Source organism: Sinorhizobium numidicum, assembly GCF_029892045.1.
In the GTDB taxonomy this organism is placed as follows: domain Bacteria; phylum Pseudomonadota; class Alphaproteobacteria; order Rhizobiales; family Rhizobiaceae; genus Sinorhizobium; species Sinorhizobium numidicum.
This window is the reverse complement of sequence record NZ_CP120367.1, coordinates 1,324,942-1,341,834: the sequence shown is the minus strand read 5'-3', so window position 1 is coordinate 1,341,834 and position 16,893 is coordinate 1,324,942. Positions and strand designations below refer to the sequence as shown.

Genomic DNA, 16,893 nt, shown 5'->3' with positions numbered 1-16,893 from the left:
CATTTCTGGCGCCAAAAATCATGCCGACCAACTCCAGGCCACTGCCGACCTTAGGATCTCGGGCCGGGTCGCGCCACTCAATATCCGGCAGAACTGCATCACTTATCAGTCAATTCGGTTCCTGCCTTCGCGACTTCGCAGGCTTGTTCCGAGCGTCGGAATGCGGGCGATGAGGTGCTCCGCTCAAATGCCGGGAAGCGCCGGAACAAGCAGATTTCACCGGCGTTTGCTTATGCCCGCGGTGAGGAGAAACCGTGATTTGGTCACAGCATGTCGGGATAAGAAAACATTCTCCGGACGCTGGTCCATGAATACGAAACAAATCGATCTTGCGGAAAACTTGCAGGCGGCAGAGCCGGGAAGGGGGCGAGATGCCGCCACGCCGGGAGACATACCTGCGAAAGGGATGCGGGACGTTTTTTGGCGGGTGATGACTGAAATCGCCGCGGAGCGCGTCCTTCTGATCGCGGCAGGAGTAAGCTTTTACCTTCTACTGGCACTGTTCCCCGCACTCGGTGCCTTGGTCTCGCTCTATGGGTTTATCGCGGACCCGTCCGACATCGGCGCGCATATGGGTGTTCTGGAGGAGCTTTTGCCGCCTGGGTCCTACGGCCTGATCATGGATCAGCTGCAAGCTCTGACCACTCAAAAGACGTCCACGCTCAGCATCGGTTTTTTTGGTGGCTTGCTGATCTCCTTGTGGAGCGCAGCCAATGGCATCGCCTCGCTCTTCGACGCGATGAACGTTGCCTACGGGGAAACGGAGAAGAGAGGGATAGTATACAGAACGGTGCTGTGTCTCGCCTTCACGGTTGCGGCACTGCTGTTTGCCGTCGCTCTGATCGTGGCGATCGGCATTATTCCGACAGTGCTTGCCTATTTGTGGTTGGACCGTTGGGTTGAGATCATGACACGAGCGGCGCGGTGGCCAGCCATTCTCCTCCTCGTCACTATTGGTACCATCCTCATCTATCGCTTTGGGCCGAGCCGTGAGCGCGCGAAACTGCGTTGGCTCAACTGGGGAGCCGTGTTCAGCACATTACTATGGCTCGCCGCCTCGTGGCTCTTTTCCTTCTATCTCGAGAACTTTGCCAACTACAATGCCACCTATGGCGCTCTCGGCGCGCTGGTCGGTCTCATGATGTGGGTATGGATCTCGGTCGTCATCCTGATCGTAGGTGCTCTCCTCAATGCTGAGCTCGAGCACCAAACGGCGGTCGATTCTACGACCGGAGAACCACTACCGATGGGTGAACGTGGCGCTTACGTCGCCGATACACTCGGGAAGGCAACTGATTGAGCTCGTTTGCGGACAAAATCAGTCCGACCATGTCGGGCTGCGCGAGGGTCTTTCGTCTTTTCATCAGCTTTGACGAAAACGCACCAGATAGAGAGGAGAGACACGATGTTCCGCACCGCCCTCATTGCCGCAGCCCTGCTCGTCGCCGGCCCTGCATTCGCCCAATCCGAACCGGTGGGCGATCGCGTCGAGGTCAACGGCATGCAGATGTATTACGAGGTCTCGGGAAAAGGCGATCCGCTGATCGTGCTGCACGGTGCCTATATGAACATCCCGTCGATGGGCGCGATCATTCCGAAGCTTGCAGAGAGCCACAAGGTCTATGCGCTCGAGCTGCAGGGTCACGGACGCACCACCGACATCGACCGGCCGATCACCTATCCCCACCTGGCAGATGACGTCGCAGCTTTCATGGATGCTGTCGGCATAGGGAAGGCCGATGTCTTCGGCTACTCCATGGGCGCTGCCGTCGGCCTGCAGCTCGCCATCCGCCACCCCGAGAAGGTGAACAAGCTCGCCGCCGCCTCCGTCGCCTACGATGCCGAGGGGTGGCAGCCCGAGTTCAAGGCCTTCATTCCGAGGATGACGGTGGAAATGTTCGTCGGCATGCCGTTCGCAGAGGACTATCGCAAGCTCGCCGCCAATCCCGACGGTTTTCCTGCGCTGGTCAAGAAGCTGATCGCGCTTGAACACGAGCCGATGGCCTGGGAGGCGGACGTCAAGGCGCTGAAGGCCCCGGTGCTGATCATCACCGGCGACGCCGACGTGACAACGCTCGAACATTCGATCGCACTGTTCCGGCTGCTCGGCGGCGGCGTCATGGGCGATATGGGCAAGCCGCTGCCCGCCTCACGCCTTGCCGTCTTGCCGGCGACGTCGCACACTGCCGTCATCGGCCAGTCCGACCTGCTGCATGCCTTCATCGAGCCTTTCCTGAAGGGGGAGAAGCCGAAAGGGATGTTCGAGTAGGGACGCTTTGCGGCCGGGTAGTCTCACCTTTCAAGCGGGGAGATGCCCGGCCACTCATGGCCGAATGCGGCTGGCGCCTTCCGCTGTCGCTGTCATTGACGGTCACCGCATTCGCTTTGGTTGTTCGATGAGCACGATCCGACGCGGAATATTAGCCTATATCCGTGGCGGCACGCTCGTCTCATCGGGTCTCTGCCAATCTTGGGATCGGCTTTGGCCGTCTCTGGGCTTATTCAAAAATCGCCCTACCTGCTTCATGGAGCTAGTCGAATCAAGGTATCGCCATGCTGAAGTGGGCTCTCTTTTTTCTCGTGATTTCGCTGATCTCAGGGTTTCTTGGCTTCTCCGGTGTTTCCGCAGCGACCGCGGGTATCGCCAGGATCCTGTTCTATCTGGCTATCATCATATTCCTGGTGTTCCTCATCCTTGCTTTCATGGCTGGGAGCGCGGTGGTTTAGGAATTGAGCATCTTCCCGAACCTCGGCGCCGAGGTCGCTTTGAAGGAGCGAAGACGCTCGCCGATACGGACTTCTCGAAGAAAAATCGCGAGACTCGGAGACCACTGCAGCAGAAGCCGCTCCGCCCAGCTTGTTTGGGGCGCGCTTCGCCAAGTCTCGTCGCCTTGCTGCATGTGGCCTGCAGCGGGAGACGATAGAACATGACATGATAGTGCAACGGGTCGCTATGGATGCCGCTGATGTTCCAGGACAATTGGCAGAGTTCGGGGGAAAGGCATGAGCGAGGACAATAAGAAAGACTTCGGATCAGGATCGATAGCCGCGGCGCAGCCCTCCAAGCTTCCAACGCTCGCTGCAATGGCTGCCACGGTTGCCGTTCTTTATTTCGCGCGGGACGTATTCTTGCCGCTGGCCGTTGCCGTTTTGCTCACCTTTGCGCTTGCGCCCGTCGTCTGGAAGCTGCGGAAACTCGGCTTGCCGCGCTTAGTCGCCGTCATCGCTAGCGTAACCGCGGCGTTTCTGTTCCTGTCGATATTCAGCATCATCGTGGCCATGCAGGTAGGTGAGGTTGCGCAGAACATCCCCACTTATCAGTACAACATTGTCGAGAAGATCAGGGTCTTGAAGGAGGCGGGGTCGGAAAACAGCGTTCTCGATCGGCTAGGCCGCCTTGTGGAACGGATTGGAACCGAGATCAACCGCCCCGAGCCCCGAACGCAAGCATCGCCCGAACCGCAACCCAAGCAGACGCCGCTTCTCGTGGAGATTTTTTCTCCGGAGCGCCCAATCGAAATGCTGAGGAATATTGTCGATCCGCTCGTTGGCCCTTTGGCCACGACCGGTCTCGTTATCGTCGTCGTTGTCTTCATGCTTCTTGAGAGGGAAGAGCTGCGGGATCGTTTCATCCGCCTTGTGGGCTATGGCGACTTGCACCGCACGACGGAAGCCCTCCAGGACGCCGGCACACGGGTTGGCCAGTATCTGCTCATGCAGCTGGTGGTGAACATTACTTATGGCATACCACTGGCTGCAGGCCTCTGGCTGCTGGGCATACCCAACGCAATTCTGTGGGGCATGCTGGCTATCGTGCTGCGATTCGTGCCCTATATTGGCCCGGTCATCGCTGCGCTTCTTCCTCTGTTCCTAGCTTTTGCGGCGGCTCCGGGCTGGGGCGTGCTGCTTTGGACCGCAGCTCTGTTTGTCCTCTTGGAACTTCTCAGCAACAACGTCGTGGAGCCTTGGCTTTATGGTTCGCGCACCGGCCTGTCTCCGCTGGCGATCATCGTCGCGGCTATCTTCTGGGCTTGGCTATGGGGGCCCGTCGGGCTGGTGCTGTCGACGCCGCTGACGGTTTGCCTCGTTGTTCTCGGCCGCCATGTTCCCAAGTTCGAGTTTCTCGAAATCCTGTTTGGGAATGAGCCGGTGCTCGATCCCAAGGAACGCCTGTATCAGCGGCTGCTCGCGGGCGACCCCGACGAGGCTACCGACAATGCCGAAGAAATACTCGAGGAAAAGTACCTCGTCGAGTTCTATGGCACGGTTGCCATTCCGGCGCTGCTGCTCGCAGAACGCGACCGCGCTCGAGGAGCTCTCACGGATGTGCAGATGGGGCAGGTTGCCCAAAGTGCGCGTACGCTCGTCGCCAATCTTGAGGAAATTGCCAGTGAAGAAGAAGAAGAAGAGGAGGAGGAGGAAGAAGAAGACGCTAATGCGAACGGCACGGGCGCAGGCGATCAAACTGATGAATATGAGTTACCGGCGGGGGACGGGAAGTCCGTACTTTGCATCGGAGGAAGGGGCGATCTGGACGACGTGGCGGCCTCCATGCTTGCTCAGGTCATTTCGATCCAAGGCGCCGAGGCGGCGTCTGCCAGCCACGGGGATCTGAAACCAGGCAGTATCAGAGCTCTGCCGCTGGAGGGGCGTAACGCGGTTATCGTGGGCTTTCTCAATCAAGACTCCGCAAAGCATGCCAAATTTATCGTGCGTCGACTGAAGCGGTTGGCACCGACGGCGCGAGTTGGAATCGTGTTTTGGCAGGAGAATGCGGAAACAGGGTCCAGCGCAAAGATGGAACTGCTCGAAGAGTTGCAGGCGGATTTCGTGGCGATTGCGATAGTCGACGCGGTTTGCGAAAGCCTTTCGGACGAGGAGCCGCGACTGTTGAAGGCGGCGCGCGTGAAGATTGCCCGCCGCTCTCCCACCCGCAGAATAGGCAAGAAAACACAAGAAAAAGCCCCTGCTTAGCGGCTTCTCAGTTTCGTCTTGGGCAGGGCCTAAGGAGGCGCATGTTGACGCATGCCATTTGGCTCTGTTTCTGCCGCAGCCGTTCCAAGTCCGCATCGAGCGGGCCAGGAACGGAGCGAGCGGCCGGCATGATTCGCCCAGGCCATCTGGCCGTATATGTTTCCGGCCTTCTCGACCGCCGATTCGACTTTGCGGATCAGCCCGCTCGGACGGTGGACTTTCCTTCGTTCACCAAGCGCTCCGCCGCGTCCGCGATCGATATGCGCTCGAAAGCAAGTTCGTCCGCAATCGGACGAAGCACCCGCTGGTCGAACTCCGTCGATCCGAGCGGTGCCGGGGAAGGATAGCTGCCCACCTGGTCCTTCAATGAGTCGATATATTTCACCGTCTCCGCTTCCGTCGGATTGAGCGACGGCAGGATCGCTTCGCGCACTTTCGGCGACATTGGTACGCCGCGCTCGACGCCAAGGATCTTGCCGGCTTCGATGTCATTGACGAAGAAGCTGATGAATCGCGCGGCCTCTTCGCCATGCTCGGTCGTCGCGCCGATGCTCCAGATCAATGCCGGGCGGTAGTAATGGCCAGAGGGCCCGCCCTTCTCAGCGCGCGGCAGCATGCCGATACCGAGTTTGTTTTTCATTATTAGCTGATAGCCAACCATCTGGTTCGAATAGGCCATGCCCATGGCCGAATAGCCGAGTGCCAGGCAGTTGGTGTCGATCGTATTCTGGTCAAGTGTCTGGATATCGGCGCCGACGGTGCCGCCGCGCTTGCGCAGATCCTCCCAATACGCATACCACTCCTTGGCCTCCTCGACGGTAAATCCGAGGCCGCTCTCGTTGTAAAGGCTGCTGCCGCGTTGCCGGAGCCAGGCATCGAAGACATAGGCGTAGCGCGCGCCATATGGCCCGCCCCAGACGTTTTTCTTGCCGGCGGCCTTGGTCATTTCGAGTGCGATCTCGGCGTATTCCGACCAAGTGGTGTCGGCGCTCGGAGGTGCTATACCCGCCTTCGCGAAGGCATCGGCATCGTAGAAAAGTGCGAAAGAGTTGAGGCCTAGCCCGATACCCCAAAGTTTTCCATCGACGGTCGTCAGCTTCAGCACGTCCTTGTCGAGATCACCGACGTTCAAGGCCGAGGGGATGAACGGATCAAGCGCGAGGCAGGCGCCGCGCTTGGAGTAATCGGAAATCGTGCTGGGCTCGAGCTGAAAAATATCGGCGATGGAGCGACCGGCCATCTGGGTGGCGAGTTTCGTCCAGTAACCGTCACCACTCAGGCTTTCGCCGACGACCGATATGTCGGGATTCCTCTCCTGGAAGAGCTTGGCGACGCTCAACGTTCGCTTCGAGCGATCATTGGACCCCCACCACATGGCGCGCAACTGCACGTTTTCTGCTGCAAGCGCCGACCGCGAGCTTACGGAGCCAAGTGCTATACCGGCTGCCGCGCCTGCAGAGCCGAGCATGAATGTGCGTCGATTGAGTAACATGCGAGTCCTCCCTTCGTTCTCCCGCTGCGCTCCTCCAGCGTCTTGCGGGACCAAGTTCGACAAGATTATGCAAAAAAACAAATTGCGCAAGAAATTGTTCTGCAATTGCAAAATTGCACAGTTTGCGCGATATTTGCGGGATGAACGATACAAAACGATTCCGCCAGGCCGACATCGCCGCCCGTGCCGGGGTTTCGGTGTCCACCGTCTCCCGCGTTCTCGCGAACGAGCCTGGCATCAGCGAAGACGTCCGGCGGCAGATCCTCAAGGTCGCCAACGACCTCGGGTATCCAACGAGGCCTGGTTCAAAGACAGGCCCGGCAACGTTGGCGCTGATCGCGAGCAACAGCGTGACCGGGGGGTTGAGCGTTTTCTACGAGGGCATCGTCGAAGGACTACGTTCCGAAGCGGCTGAGCAGGGGATGCCGTTCGACATCCGTCTTGTCAGCGAGGCGAAGGCAACGCCCGAGACCGTCCGCGAGCAAATGGACTCCGTCGGCGCACAGGGGCTCTTCCTGGTGGGCATTGATCCCGGCGATGCGCTTTGCGAATGGCTGGAGGAAAGCCACACGCCGGTGATACTCGTCAACGGCACCGATCCTGAACTGCGTTTCGACGGCGTTTCGCCATCGAACTTCTTTGGTGCCTATGCGGCGACACGGCGTTTGCTCGTTGGCGGTCATCGCCGCATCCTTCACTTGACCGGATCGCACCGGCAGACGATCCGAGAGCGCATACGCGGCTTCGAGGCGGCAGTCGGTTCGGTGGAGGGAGGCGAGGGGCGCGTCGTCCACCTGCCATTTGAGGTCAATTCGAGCGTTGAGGCGCATGCGGCGACGCTCGCGGCACTCAGCGCGGACGCCGACTTCTCGGCTGCCTTCTGCATGAACGACTTTGTCGCTGTCGGCGTGCTCGAGGCGGTCACGGAGATCGGCCTGCGTGTGCCCAAGGACTTCGCGATCGTCGGCTTCGACGACCTGCCTTGCGCCCTGATGGCCAATCCACGCCTTGCGACGATGCGCGTCGATCGCGTGGCGCTCGGCCGCGAGGCGATCGGCATGATGCACTTCCGCTTTCATCATCGCGAAGCACCCGCCAGACATGTCTCTCACGCCGTCATCCCCGTGTCAGGCGGCACGTTAGACGAAAGACAGCGCCCATGACCTATGACCCCGCCAGTGCCAATCCGCTTGCCGGCAATCCGCTGCAAACCCGCGGCGACATGCAGCGCGCGCTGATCGATCTCTTCGATCCGCTGTTGCCTCACTTTTCCAAGGGAAATGCGCGGGTTCGTCTTGACGCTGCCGCCGCCCACTTCGATCGCGCCGCTGCCGATCTCGAAGGTTTTGCAAGGCCTCTCTGGGGCCTCGCACCGTTTAGCGCTGGCGGGGGCCATTTCGCTCATTGGGACCGGTATGCCGAGGGTATCGCAAACGGCACGGATCCGAACCATCCGGAATACTGGGGCGCCGTCAACGGACGGGACCAACGTATGGTCGAGCTTGCCGCCTTGGGTTTCGCGCTCGCACTCGTGCCGGAAAAACTCTGGGATCCGCTAACTGCCCGAGCGCGAGAGAACCTTATCGCCTATCTCCTCCATGCTCGGGAATTCGACTATGCCGATAACAACTGGAAGTTCTTCCGTGTCCTCGTCGACGTCGCGCTAGACCGGCTTGGCGTAGACTACGACCGCAGCCTGACCGAGAAATATCTGACCGAACTCGAAGGCTTCTATATTGCCGATGGCTGGTATCGGGACGGCAATGTGCGGCGCATCGACCACTACATTCCCTTTGCCATGCACTTCTACGGCTTGATCTATTCGCGTCTAGTCGAAGACGACTATGCGGCACGGTACCGCGAGCGGGCGCTGGCGTTTGCGCAGGATTTTCGTCACTGGTTTGCCGAAGACGGAGCGACCCTCGCCTTTGGCCGCAGCCTGACTTACCGTTTCGCCTGCGCTGGCTTCTGGTCCGCCCTCGCTTTTGCCGATCTCGAGGCGCTGCCATGGGGCGAGATCAAGGGCTTTTGCCTTCGCCACCTGCGCTGGTGGGCGGACAAGCCGATCGCGGACCGGGACGGGGTGCTGTCGATCGGTTACGGCTATCCGAACTTGCTGATGTCGGAAAATTATAACTCGGCCGGCTCGCCTTATTGGGCGTTCAAGGCCTTCCTGCCGCTTGCGGCCGGCCAAGACCATCCATTCTGGACGAGCTCAGAAATGCCGCCTGCGTCGTCCACAGAGACAGTCGCCCTTCGCCATCCGGGCATGGTGACGATGCCGTGCCAGGGTGATGTGATCGCGCTTTCCTCGGGCCAGGAAAACCGGCAGATGCGCTTCGGTTCGGAGAAATACGCGAAATTCGCCTATTCGACCCGCTATGCCTTCAGCGTTGAGAGCGACGAACGAGCCTTCGGCGGCGGCGCCTTCGATTCCATGCTGGCCTTTAGCGACGACGGCATTCACTACCGGGTGCGCGAGGCCAATGAAGAGGCATGTCTTGCCGGCAACGTGCTCTTTTCCAGATGGTCGCCCTGGCCGGACGTTGTAGTCGAGACTTGGCTGCTGCCGTCCTCGCCCTGGCATGTCAGGGTGCATCGCGTCCTAACGCCGAGGCCGCTTGAAACAGCCGAAGGCGGCTTTGCCATCGCCAGGCGAGACTTCGAGGCCGACACGCTTTCGGCGGTCCCGGGCACGGCCTATGCGATCGGCGCGGAGGATTTCAGCGGCATCTGCGATCTGGGGTCGACCGTGGCGCGCGAAGGTCTCGCTCTGAAGGCTCCCCCAAACACCAACCTGATCGCTGCAAAAACCCTCGTGCCGCAATTGCGCGCGGCGATACCGGCCGGGGAGACCATTCTCCGCTGCGCGGTAATGGCAATTCGCGACGCCTCCGCCGTGTCGGGCGATTGGTTGAGGCCGCCGGTGGCACCGAGCCTCGACGAATTGCGCGTCCTCGCAGAGCAAGGCGTGACGGTGAGTGCGATGGGCGCACCGGGACGAATTCCATGAGCCGGCCCCCGATTGCCTTTGCGATGCGACCCGAACGGACGCAGCATGTTCTGCCGCCGGAGCTTCTGCTGCGGATCGATAATGTCGCCCGCATTCTCGATGAAGAACCGATGACGCGCTTCGACGACCATCGGGCAAAAAACCTGCTGGCCGAAGCGGAAATCCTTGTGACCGGCTGGGGCGCTCCGCTGTTCGATGCAGCCGCGCTCGCATCCTCACCGCATCTGCGCCTCATTGTGCATGCGGCCGGCACGGTCAAGGGTCTGATCGACGCTTCCGTTTTCGACGCCGGAATTACCGTCAGCCATGCGGCCGAGGCCAATGCCGTGCCCGTAGCCGAGTTTACGCTGGCGGCGATTATTTTCGCGGGTAAGCAGGTCTTCCAGTTCCGCGATCTCTATGCCGTCGACCGGGGACGCACGCGCACCCACCTGCTGCAAGCGCAGGCGATCGGAAACTATCGCCGCACCGTCGGCATTATCGGTGCGTCGCGGATCGGGAGGCGGGTGATCGAACTCCTTCGGCCTTTCGATTATCAGGTGCTGCTCTACGATCCGCTGGTCGGGCAGGATGCCGCGAGCGCCCTTGGTGTCGAGAAGGTGGACCTCGACACGCTGATGGCACGCTCGGACATCGTGTCGATACACGCGCCTTTGCTGCCCGAGACCGGGCACATGATCGACGCCGGTCGCTTGGCTCTCATGAAAAACGGAGCAACGCTGATCAACACGGCGCGTGGCGCGCTCGTCGACGAGGCCGCCCTTATCGAAAAGCTGAAGTCGGGTGCGATCAACGCCGTCATCGATGTCACGCATCCCGAGGTGCCTGAAAAAACCTCGCCACTATATGACCTTCCGAACGTGTTACTGACGCCGCACATTGCCGGCGCTGTCGGCCTTGAACGGACGCGCCTTGGCGAGATGGCGGTCGACGAAATCGCACGGTTCGTCGAAGGCGGGCCGCTGCTTTTCGAGATTCGCAAGGATGACCTGGAGCGCATGGCATGAGCGATTTCGAACCCGCGCTCTGCACCGTCACGTTTCGCAAAATGCCCGCAGACGCGATCGTCAGGCTGGCGGTGAACGCCCGGCTTGCGGCAATCGAATGGGCGGGCGACACCCATGTTCCTCCTGGAGACGGGCCGACTGCCCGGCATGTCGCGCGGCTCTGCGAAAGGGCAGGGCTGGCGACCTCCTATGGTTCCTACGTCACACCGCCCACCGATGACCTTTCCGCATTTATGCGCGCACTCGATACGGCAATCGCGCTTGGTGCGTCGAATATCCGCATTTGGCCCGGCACGCGCCAGCGCGACTCTGAAGACTACAACGCCGATGAAAGACGTGCCGCTGCAGATGCAATCCGCGATATGGGCGCGGAGGCCGTTCGGCACGGGGTGACCGTCTCGCTCGAATATCACCCGCAGTCTTTGACTGATGATACCCAATCGGCACGCCGCTTAATCGAGGCGATCGCCCACGACAATGTCTATCTTTACTGGCAGCCACGGCCTGGACTTGAGCTCGACGAAGCGCTCGCTGAGGTCGGAGAACTCGGCGAGCATGTCTCCCATGTCCATGTCTTCGCCTGGGATGCCGATCGCAACCGTTTTCCCTTGAAATCGGCGTCTGAGTACTGGCGAACCGTTCTCTCCGCGATGCCGGCGTCGCGCTGGTCCGGGCGGCGATTTGCCATGCTGGAATTCGTCGCGAATGATGACCCGGCGGCATTTTTCGAAGATGCCGCAACGCTCAGGCAAATCCTCAACGGTGAAAACCGCTAGGCCGCTGATGGCTGCCTACCTGCTTGCCCCCAAACTAGGATGTTGAGCACCCCGGCGTAGGTGGCCCGCGACGGTCGTTCGGATACCGCGACCTTCGGCATCCGACGATCGGACGGCGCGGATAGTATGCAAGTACCATCTCCAGTATAGTCTGAAGGTCTACATACGGCGCCGCGACGTCCGGCGTGTTCGGAGAAAGTCGACGGGCGAAAGCGGGGTCAGCTTCGATGCTGGTCGATTGGTCAGGTGGCATCACCTCACCTGAAGACACAACGAAGGAAATTCACCATGGGAAACCAGATACGCTCGCTGCAACCGGGAGAGCCCGCGCCCGACTTCGCGCTTCCCGCGGCCAATCTCGAAGGAACCGTATCTCTCGCCAGCTTGCGTGGCCGCCCGTTCCTGATAGGTTTCTTCCGCGGGTTGCATTGCCCGTTCTGTCGGCGGCAATTGGGACAGCTTTCCAGCCTGCAGCCTGCGCTGCGCGCCGCAGGGGTCGAGACCATGGCGGTGATCAACACGCCGGTCGAGCGCGCCCGCCTGTATTTCCGCTACAAGCCGACCGCGGTCATGCTTCTGTGCGATCCGGATTGCCGGACGCATCGGGACTTCGGCGTGCCGCGCGTCGATTTCCTGTCTTCGGACAGCAGCGAGCGGACGGAGTGGCCATCCCGCGCAACAATGGCGCAATTCGATGCGGCCCGCGTCAATCCTACCGGTGAGCTCGATAAGCCGCTACAGCCGATGGAGGCTAACTGCGTCCTCAACGCCAAGGATGGTTTTGAGCTCAACGAAGCCGACAAGGCGATCTTCGCAAAGCACGGCACTCAACTTGTCGGGCACTTTCTCGTCAATGCGGCCGGTATCATCGGTTGGGCGCAAATCGAAGCACGCGACGGGCCAAACGATATCGGCATCTTCCCGACCGCCATAGAGATCCTCGCCGTCGCTGACAGCCTTGGAGACCGAACTGGTGCAAACCATGCCCCAGCATTGCAGCATGATCTGCCCAAGAGGCCTGGTTCGTAAAGCGGATCGATTTGAATGCCATGGCGTGGACCATCTCCCCGACGATACCCCTTCGTTCCGCGTCTATGTACTGCCTTCGGGGTGGCGCTCGCGCCAGATCTCCAGGAGCAGCAGCGTCACCGTGAAGGCAACCGGTCCGATCACCAACCCCGCGGGTCCGAAGACGACGATGCCGCCGATCATGCTCATGAACGCTGCGAGACTGTGCAGCTTCAGACGGTTTCCGACGAGGATCGGGTAGAGCAGGTTGTCGACGGTCGCAACTACGCCGGCGCCCCACACAATAAGGATCAATGCCCTGCCCCACTCGCCGCTCAACGCCAGTGAGAGCGCGGCCGGTATCCATATGACAAATGCGCCGAGCACCGGCACGATCGCGAGCAGGCCCATGATCAGGCCCCAGAGCAATGGCGTCGGCATGCCGAGGAACCAGAAAATCAGGCCGCCAAGCGTACCCTGGATGACAGCCACAGCGACGGTGCCGAAGACAATGGCTTGCACGGTGTCGCTTACCCGGCCGAAGAGTCGGTTCATCTCTACTGACGTCAGCGGGGAAAAGCCCTTGATCGTATCCAGCGCTTGGCGACCGTCGCGCAGGAAATAGAACAAGAAGTAGAATGTGAGGACGAGATCTATGACCTGCGCCACCGAGCCGCGCACGAAGGATGCGCTGACGTTGGTGAGCCAGGTGGCGGCGTTGCCCGCAATTCCGGCGACATCAAGCTGCGTCTCGATCCAGTTGACGATCGGTGCAATTCTCGGGTGGGCCGCGAGAGTTTCGGCCCAGCTTCCGGACCGCAGCATTTCTTCCACGGACCGCGCGCCTTTGGCCGCCTCGCCGACCAGCCGCTCCGCAATGAAGAGCACCGGGACAGCGACCACAAAAACGGCGCTCGCCACGGTGATGGCCGCGACGATTTCCGGATAACGGACGCGCTTTTCGATCTGCTGGTGAAGCGGATGGAACATCACGGCCAGAACCAGCGCCCAGGCGAGGGCGGGTAGGAAAGGTACGGCGAGAAGATAGCAGACAACTATTCCCGCGACGATTGCGGCCAGAAGCACGAAGGACCGCGAACGCCGCGGCGTCAGGAGCTGATCCGGAGCGTCTGTTGCTGCCCGCGCGGAAACATTCTTCGCCATCGCTTGACGTTGCTCCTTTTTCAGCAGTTTGGAGCCAGAGCAGCGGAATTGTCAAAGCAAGCGATTCACAATGCCCGAACTTACGAGACACGTGTGGCGGCGTTACTGTTCCTTCAGCCAGTCCTGCAGTTCCGCCTCGGCGCGCTCCAGTGCACTATAGTTCAGAAGCTTGCGCAGGAATGCCACCGTGACGGCGCGGGCGCGCAGATTGAACCGGCCGTCGACCTGATCGTCGGCCGCTGCCTGGTAGACGTCCAGCTTGTCGTAGAGGTGCTGCAGACGGTTCTGCACGCTGCGCAGCGACAGGTTCCGGCGTTTCGCAATCGCCCGGTCCGTAAGCCCGAGCGCGATGTCGACGAGGATTTCATATTCGGAGTCGGTGAAGCTGTTGGCGTGGCCGATGCTTTTCTGCTGCATCCCGCGTACTTCGCGATCGATCACGCATTGGCTCTCGACGAAGATCGAACGAAGCGCCAGTTTCAAGCGCTCGTCGGAAGCGGACTTCAGCACGTAGCCATAGGACGCCCCGTCAGGAACAATGCGGGAGACGCCGCGCACGTAGGCCTCGTCGGAGTAGTTCGACCAGAAGAGGATGCGCGTGTCCGGGCGCTCCTTCCAGATCGTGCGGGCGGCCTCGATCCCGTTGCGGTTCGCCATCTGCAGGTCCATGACGATGTGCGCGGATTTGTACTCACGGGCGAGCTGCTCGCCAGCGGTGCCGTTCTCCGCCTCGATGACGGTGTCGCATTCCGGCAGGGCCGAACAGACCGCCTCATGCAGGTATGAGCGATGCAGCGGGTCGTCCTCCACGATCAGAACCTTCATCGCCGGTCCTCCCATTCTATTCCGCGTCTGCGCCGGGCCGATCGAGCGGCAGCAAGACGGTAACCGTCGTGCCGCGATTGCTGCGCCCTGGTCCGATCGCAAACTTCGCCGATATGAGCCGCGCACGCGTCTTCATGTTGTCGATGCCGCCGCCGATGCGCCCTCTGGTCCTGGCAAGGCCGCCTCCGTCATCCGAAACCTCGATCGAAACCTGACCATCCTCGACCCGAAGCCGGACGATGAGCGACATTGGTTGGGCGTGGCGAACCGCATTGTTGATTGCCTCCTGCGCGATGCGGAAGAGAGCGACGCTCACCGTCGGCTCCAGGCGATCAAGCGCCCCGGCAGTGTCGTCGATGAGTGCCCACTCGATCGGCAAGGCACTGTCGCGCACGGACCGGTCGAGATGGTTCTCCACCGCCTGGGCGAGACCGAAGAGCTGCAAGACGGAGGGTTTCGCCTGCTCGATGATCTGCCTCAGGTCCTGCATACAGTGCTGAAGGCCACGCGAGACGGGCTCGAGCGCCTCGCCGGTCAACTCGCCGGACCGGGCCAGCCGGTCGATGCGGCGCGAGAGGCGGGTGAGGTCGGCGAGCGTCTGGTCGTGGAGGTCCATGCCGATGCGCTGCCGTTCCTGCTCCAGGGCTTCGGTCAACTTCAGGGCGCCTTGCCTCAGCCCTTCCTCGCGTGCCCGCGCTTCCGCCTCGACGATCGCCGACTGCTGCGCCTGTTCGGCGGAGCGCAGGGCGAAGAAATAGGGCGCCAGCAGGTCGGCGATGATGCGCGCCCGCTCGACGTCCTCCATCGTGTAGATGCCTGGTGTCTGCGATGAGCAACTGAAGGCGGCGATGATCGTGCCCTGTACCTTCAGCGGCACATGCAGGCGGCTGCGCAATGACTGCTCGACGATTGGCCGCTTGAAGGCGCCCTCGAAGTGGAAGCGCGCATCATTCATTGCGTCGTCGGTTAGCAAGTACTCCACTTCGCCCCAGAGGAGCGAGCGAATGGGACTGTTGACGACGGGCGCCGAGGCGGCATTTCCCCAGGCGGTGTCCATGCCGGTTTCGTAGGCCGTGTGATAGTTGCCGTCGACCATGAGAATGCAGACGTCGAGATGATCGTGCGGGATGATATGCGCCACTTCGGCCGCAACCGCGCGGATGGCGGAACGGAAGTCGAGCTGGCCGGCGAGCAGCCGGGAAATACCGAGATAATGATCGACCAATGCGGTCGGCGCCATATGCAGCATATCCGCAATTCCTCCCGCGATCGCTTCGTGCTCCTTGAACCCGCGACCCGCTCTTCCATTAAGCGCTCGACGGCGTATCCGCGTCCTGCATAAACCCGCAACTTGTGATGCAAAACCCGCAAACGACTTGCCGTATGGCGCCTGTACAGACCGCCCATTCTCCCTCATCCTGCCCTTACTGAGGAGGAAGCTCAGTGCAAGAACAATTTTCAGCCGCCTGCGGGAAACGCGCAGGGGATGAAGCGATCCGATCGAAGGACGGATCCCGAGGGAGGAAGATATGACATTTCGCAAGATGCTTCTGGCATCGGTCGCCGTTGCATGCGCCGCCATGCCCATATCCGCATTCGCCGACACGTCCGGCAAGAAGATCGCGCTTTCCAACAACTATGCCGGAAACTCCTGGCGCCAGGCCATGCTGACGAGTTGGAACAAGGTGACGGGCGAGGCGGTCAAGGCCGGCGTGGTCGCCGCTGCCGACGCCTTCACGACAGCCGAGAACCAGGCGACCGAGCAGGCGGCGCAGATCCAGAACATGATCCTGCAGGGCTATGACGCGATCGTCCTCAACGCCGCGTCTCCGACGGCGCTTAACGGTGCCGTCAAGGAAGCCTGCGACGCCGGCATCACGGTCGTCTCCTTCGACGGCATCGTGACCGAGCCCTGCGCGTGGCGCATCGCCGTCGATTTCAAGGAAATGGGCCGCAGCGAGGTCGAATATCTCTCCAAGAAGCTGCCGCAGGGTGGCAACCTGCTCGAGATTCGCGGCCTCGCCGGCGTTTTCGTCGACGACGAGATCTCGGCCGGCATCCACGAAGGGGTCAAGCAGTTCCCGCAGTTCAAGATCGTCGGCTCGGTCCATGGCGACTGGGCCCAGGACGTCGCTCAGAAGGCCGTTGCCGGTATCCTGCCGAGCCTGCCGGAGATCCACGGCGTCGTGACGCAGGGCGGCGATGGATACGGTGCGGCGCAGGCGATTGCCGCAGCAAAGCGACCGATGCCGGTCATCATCATGGGCAACCGCGAGGATGAGCTGAAGTGGTGGAAGGAGCAGAAGGACGCCATTGGTTATGAGACCATGTCGGTCTCCATTGCACCGGGAGTCTCTACGCTCGCCTTCTGGGTCGCCCAGCAGATCCTCGACGGCAAGGAAGTGAAGAAGGACCTCGTGGTACCGTTCCTGCGCATCGACCAGGACAACCTGGAACAGAACCTCGCCAATACGCAGGCCGGTGGTGTCGCAAACGTAGAATATTCGCAGGAAGACGCCATCAAGGTCATCGAGGCCGCGAAGTAAGCCTCCCAACCACCCGCGCGGTTCTGTCCGAACCGCGCGGCAGCTTTCACTGGAGAAAAGGCAGTTCTGCCTGGAGAAAAGACGGCAT

Annotated in this window: 13 protein-coding genes and 1 pseudogene; 10 read left to right on the top strand and 4 right to left on the bottom strand. The window is 61.0% G+C overall.

All coding sequences use genetic code 11. The annotated features are described in order from the left end of the window. Positions 1-307: 307 nt before the first annotated feature. The 4 genes from PYH37_RS06375 to PYH37_RS06360 all read left to right on the top strand — a co-directional run bounded on the left by PYH37_RS06375 (position 308) and on the right by PYH37_RS06360 (position 4,974). On the top strand, positions 308-1,300 hold the full coding sequence (locus PYH37_RS06375) for a YihY/virulence factor BrkB family protein (protein ID WP_280730603.1): 993 nt from the start codon (positions 308-310) through the stop codon (positions 1,298-1,300). Positions 1,301-1,405: 105 nt separating this feature from the next. Further along, positions 1,406-2,269, top strand: a complete 864-nt coding sequence (locus PYH37_RS06370; RefSeq protein WP_280730602.1) for an alpha/beta fold hydrolase — start codon at positions 1,406-1,408, stop codon at positions 2,267-2,269. A gap of 284 nt (positions 2,270-2,553) precedes the next feature. Further along, positions 2,554-2,727, top strand: coding sequence for a DUF1328 domain-containing protein (locus tag PYH37_RS06365; RefSeq protein WP_280730601.1), 174 nt, complete (start codon positions 2,554-2,556; stop codon positions 2,725-2,727). Positions 2,728-3,003: 276 nt separating this feature from the next. Continuing rightward, complete coding sequence (locus PYH37_RS06360; protein ID WP_280730600.1) at positions 3,004-4,974, top strand: AI-2E family transporter; 1,971 nt, start codon at positions 3,004-3,006, stop codon at positions 4,972-4,974. 196 nt (positions 4,975-5,170) lie between these two features. On the opposite strand, the gene PYH37_RS06355 is transcribed toward PYH37_RS06360, so the two are convergent. Next, a complete protein-coding gene (locus PYH37_RS06355; protein ID WP_280730599.1) occupies positions 5,171-6,466 on the bottom strand; it encodes an ABC transporter substrate-binding protein in 1,296 nt (431 codons plus the stop codon). Positions 6,467-6,606: 140 nt separating this feature from the next. Between PYH37_RS06355 and PYH37_RS06350 the strand changes: the two genes are divergently transcribed. The 5 genes and pseudogenes from PYH37_RS06350 to PYH37_RS06330 form a co-directional block, all read left to right on the top strand. Next, positions 6,607-7,629: a LacI family DNA-binding transcriptional regulator gene (locus PYH37_RS06350; RefSeq protein WP_280730598.1), complete on the top strand. Its 1,023-nt coding sequence runs from the start codon at positions 6,607-6,609 to the stop codon at positions 7,627-7,629. Continuing rightward, a complete protein-coding gene (locus PYH37_RS06345; RefSeq protein WP_280730597.1) occupies positions 7,626-9,479 on the top strand; it encodes a DUF2264 domain-containing protein in 1,854 nt (617 codons plus the stop codon). Before PYH37_RS06350 ends, PYH37_RS06345 begins: the two co-directional genes overlap by 4 nt. Beyond that, positions 9,476-10,486 (top strand): hydroxyacid dehydrogenase, encoded by a 1,011-nt coding sequence (locus PYH37_RS06340; protein WP_280730596.1) that lies wholly within the window; start codon positions 9,476-9,478, stop codon positions 10,484-10,486. Before PYH37_RS06345 ends, PYH37_RS06340 begins: the two co-directional genes overlap by 4 nt. After that, positions 10,483-11,262 (top strand): sugar phosphate isomerase/epimerase family protein, encoded by a 780-nt coding sequence (locus tag PYH37_RS06335; protein WP_280730595.1) that lies wholly within the window; start codon positions 10,483-10,485, stop codon positions 11,260-11,262. Before PYH37_RS06340 ends, PYH37_RS06335 begins: the two co-directional genes overlap by 4 nt. A 288-nt stretch (positions 11,263-11,550) precedes the next feature. Further along, positions 11,551-12,225, top strand: a pseudogene (locus PYH37_RS06330) (redoxin domain-containing protein); the annotation flags it as partial. Between the two features lie 129 nt (positions 12,226-12,354). Here the strand turns inward: PYH37_RS06330 and PYH37_RS06325 are convergent. The 3 genes from PYH37_RS06325 to PYH37_RS06315 all read right to left on the bottom strand — a co-directional run bounded on the left by PYH37_RS06325 (position 12,355) and on the right by PYH37_RS06315 (position 15,508). Then, on the bottom strand, positions 12,355-13,434 hold the full coding sequence (locus tag PYH37_RS06325) for an AI-2E family transporter (RefSeq protein ID WP_280730593.1): 1,080 nt from the start codon (positions 13,432-13,434) through the stop codon (positions 12,355-12,357). 102 nt (positions 13,435-13,536) lie between these two features. Further along, positions 13,537-14,259 carry a response regulator transcription factor gene (locus tag PYH37_RS06320; RefSeq protein ID WP_280730592.1) on the bottom strand — a complete coding sequence of 241 codons (723 nt, stop codon included), beginning with the start codon at positions 14,257-14,259 and terminating at the stop codon, positions 13,537-13,539. Between the two features lie 16 nt (positions 14,260-14,275). Then, a complete protein-coding gene (locus tag PYH37_RS06315) occupies positions 14,276-15,508 on the bottom strand; it encodes a GAF domain-containing sensor histidine kinase (protein ID WP_280730591.1) in 1,233 nt (410 codons plus the stop codon). Between the two features lie 280 nt (positions 15,509-15,788). On the opposite strand from PYH37_RS06315, the gene PYH37_RS06310 reads away from it, so the two are divergent. Continuing rightward, entirely contained in the window at positions 15,789-16,805 is a 1,017-nt protein-coding gene (locus PYH37_RS06310) for an ABC transporter substrate-binding protein (protein WP_280730590.1), read from the top strand. Positions 16,806-16,893: the final 88 nt, after the last annotated feature.

Coding starts and splice junctions, on each gene's coding strand:
- PYH37_RS06350 (WP_280730598.1), top strand. CDS start 6,607: ATGAACGATACAAAACGATTCCGCCAGGCCGACATCGCCGCCCGTGCC.
- PYH37_RS06365 (WP_280730601.1), top strand. CDS start 2,554: ATGCTGAAGTGGGCTCTCTTTTTTCTCGTGATTTCGCTGATCTCAGGG.
- PYH37_RS06375 (WP_280730603.1), top strand. CDS start 308: ATGAATACGAAACAAATCGATCTTGCGGAAAACTTGCAGGCGGCAGAG.
- PYH37_RS06325 (WP_280730593.1), bottom strand. CDS start 13,434: ATGGCGAAGAATGTTTCCGCGCGGGCAGCAACAGACGCTCCGGATCAG.
- PYH37_RS06335 (WP_280730595.1), top strand. CDS start 10,483: ATGAGCGATTTCGAACCCGCGCTCTGCACCGTCACGTTTCGCAAAATG.
- PYH37_RS06345 (WP_280730597.1), top strand. CDS start 7,626: ATGACCTATGACCCCGCCAGTGCCAATCCGCTTGCCGGCAATCCGCTG.
- PYH37_RS06370 (WP_280730602.1), top strand. CDS start 1,406: ATGTTCCGCACCGCCCTCATTGCCGCAGCCCTGCTCGTCGCCGGCCCT.
- PYH37_RS06320 (WP_280730592.1), bottom strand. CDS start 14,259: ATGAAGGTTCTGATCGTGGAGGACGACCCGCTGCATCGCTCATACCTG.
- PYH37_RS06340 (WP_280730596.1), top strand. CDS start 9,476: ATGAGCCGGCCCCCGATTGCCTTTGCGATGCGACCCGAACGGACGCAG.
- PYH37_RS06355 (WP_280730599.1), bottom strand. CDS start 6,466: ATGTTACTCAATCGACGCACATTCATGCTCGGCTCTGCAGGCGCGGCA.
- PYH37_RS06315 (WP_280730591.1), bottom strand. CDS start 15,508: ATGCTGCATATGGCGCCGACCGCATTGGTCGATCATTATCTCGGTATT.
- PYH37_RS06360 (WP_280730600.1), top strand. CDS start 3,004: ATGAGCGAGGACAATAAGAAAGACTTCGGATCAGGATCGATAGCCGCG.
- PYH37_RS06310 (WP_280730590.1), top strand. CDS start 15,789: ATGACATTTCGCAAGATGCTTCTGGCATCGGTCGCCGTTGCATGCGCC.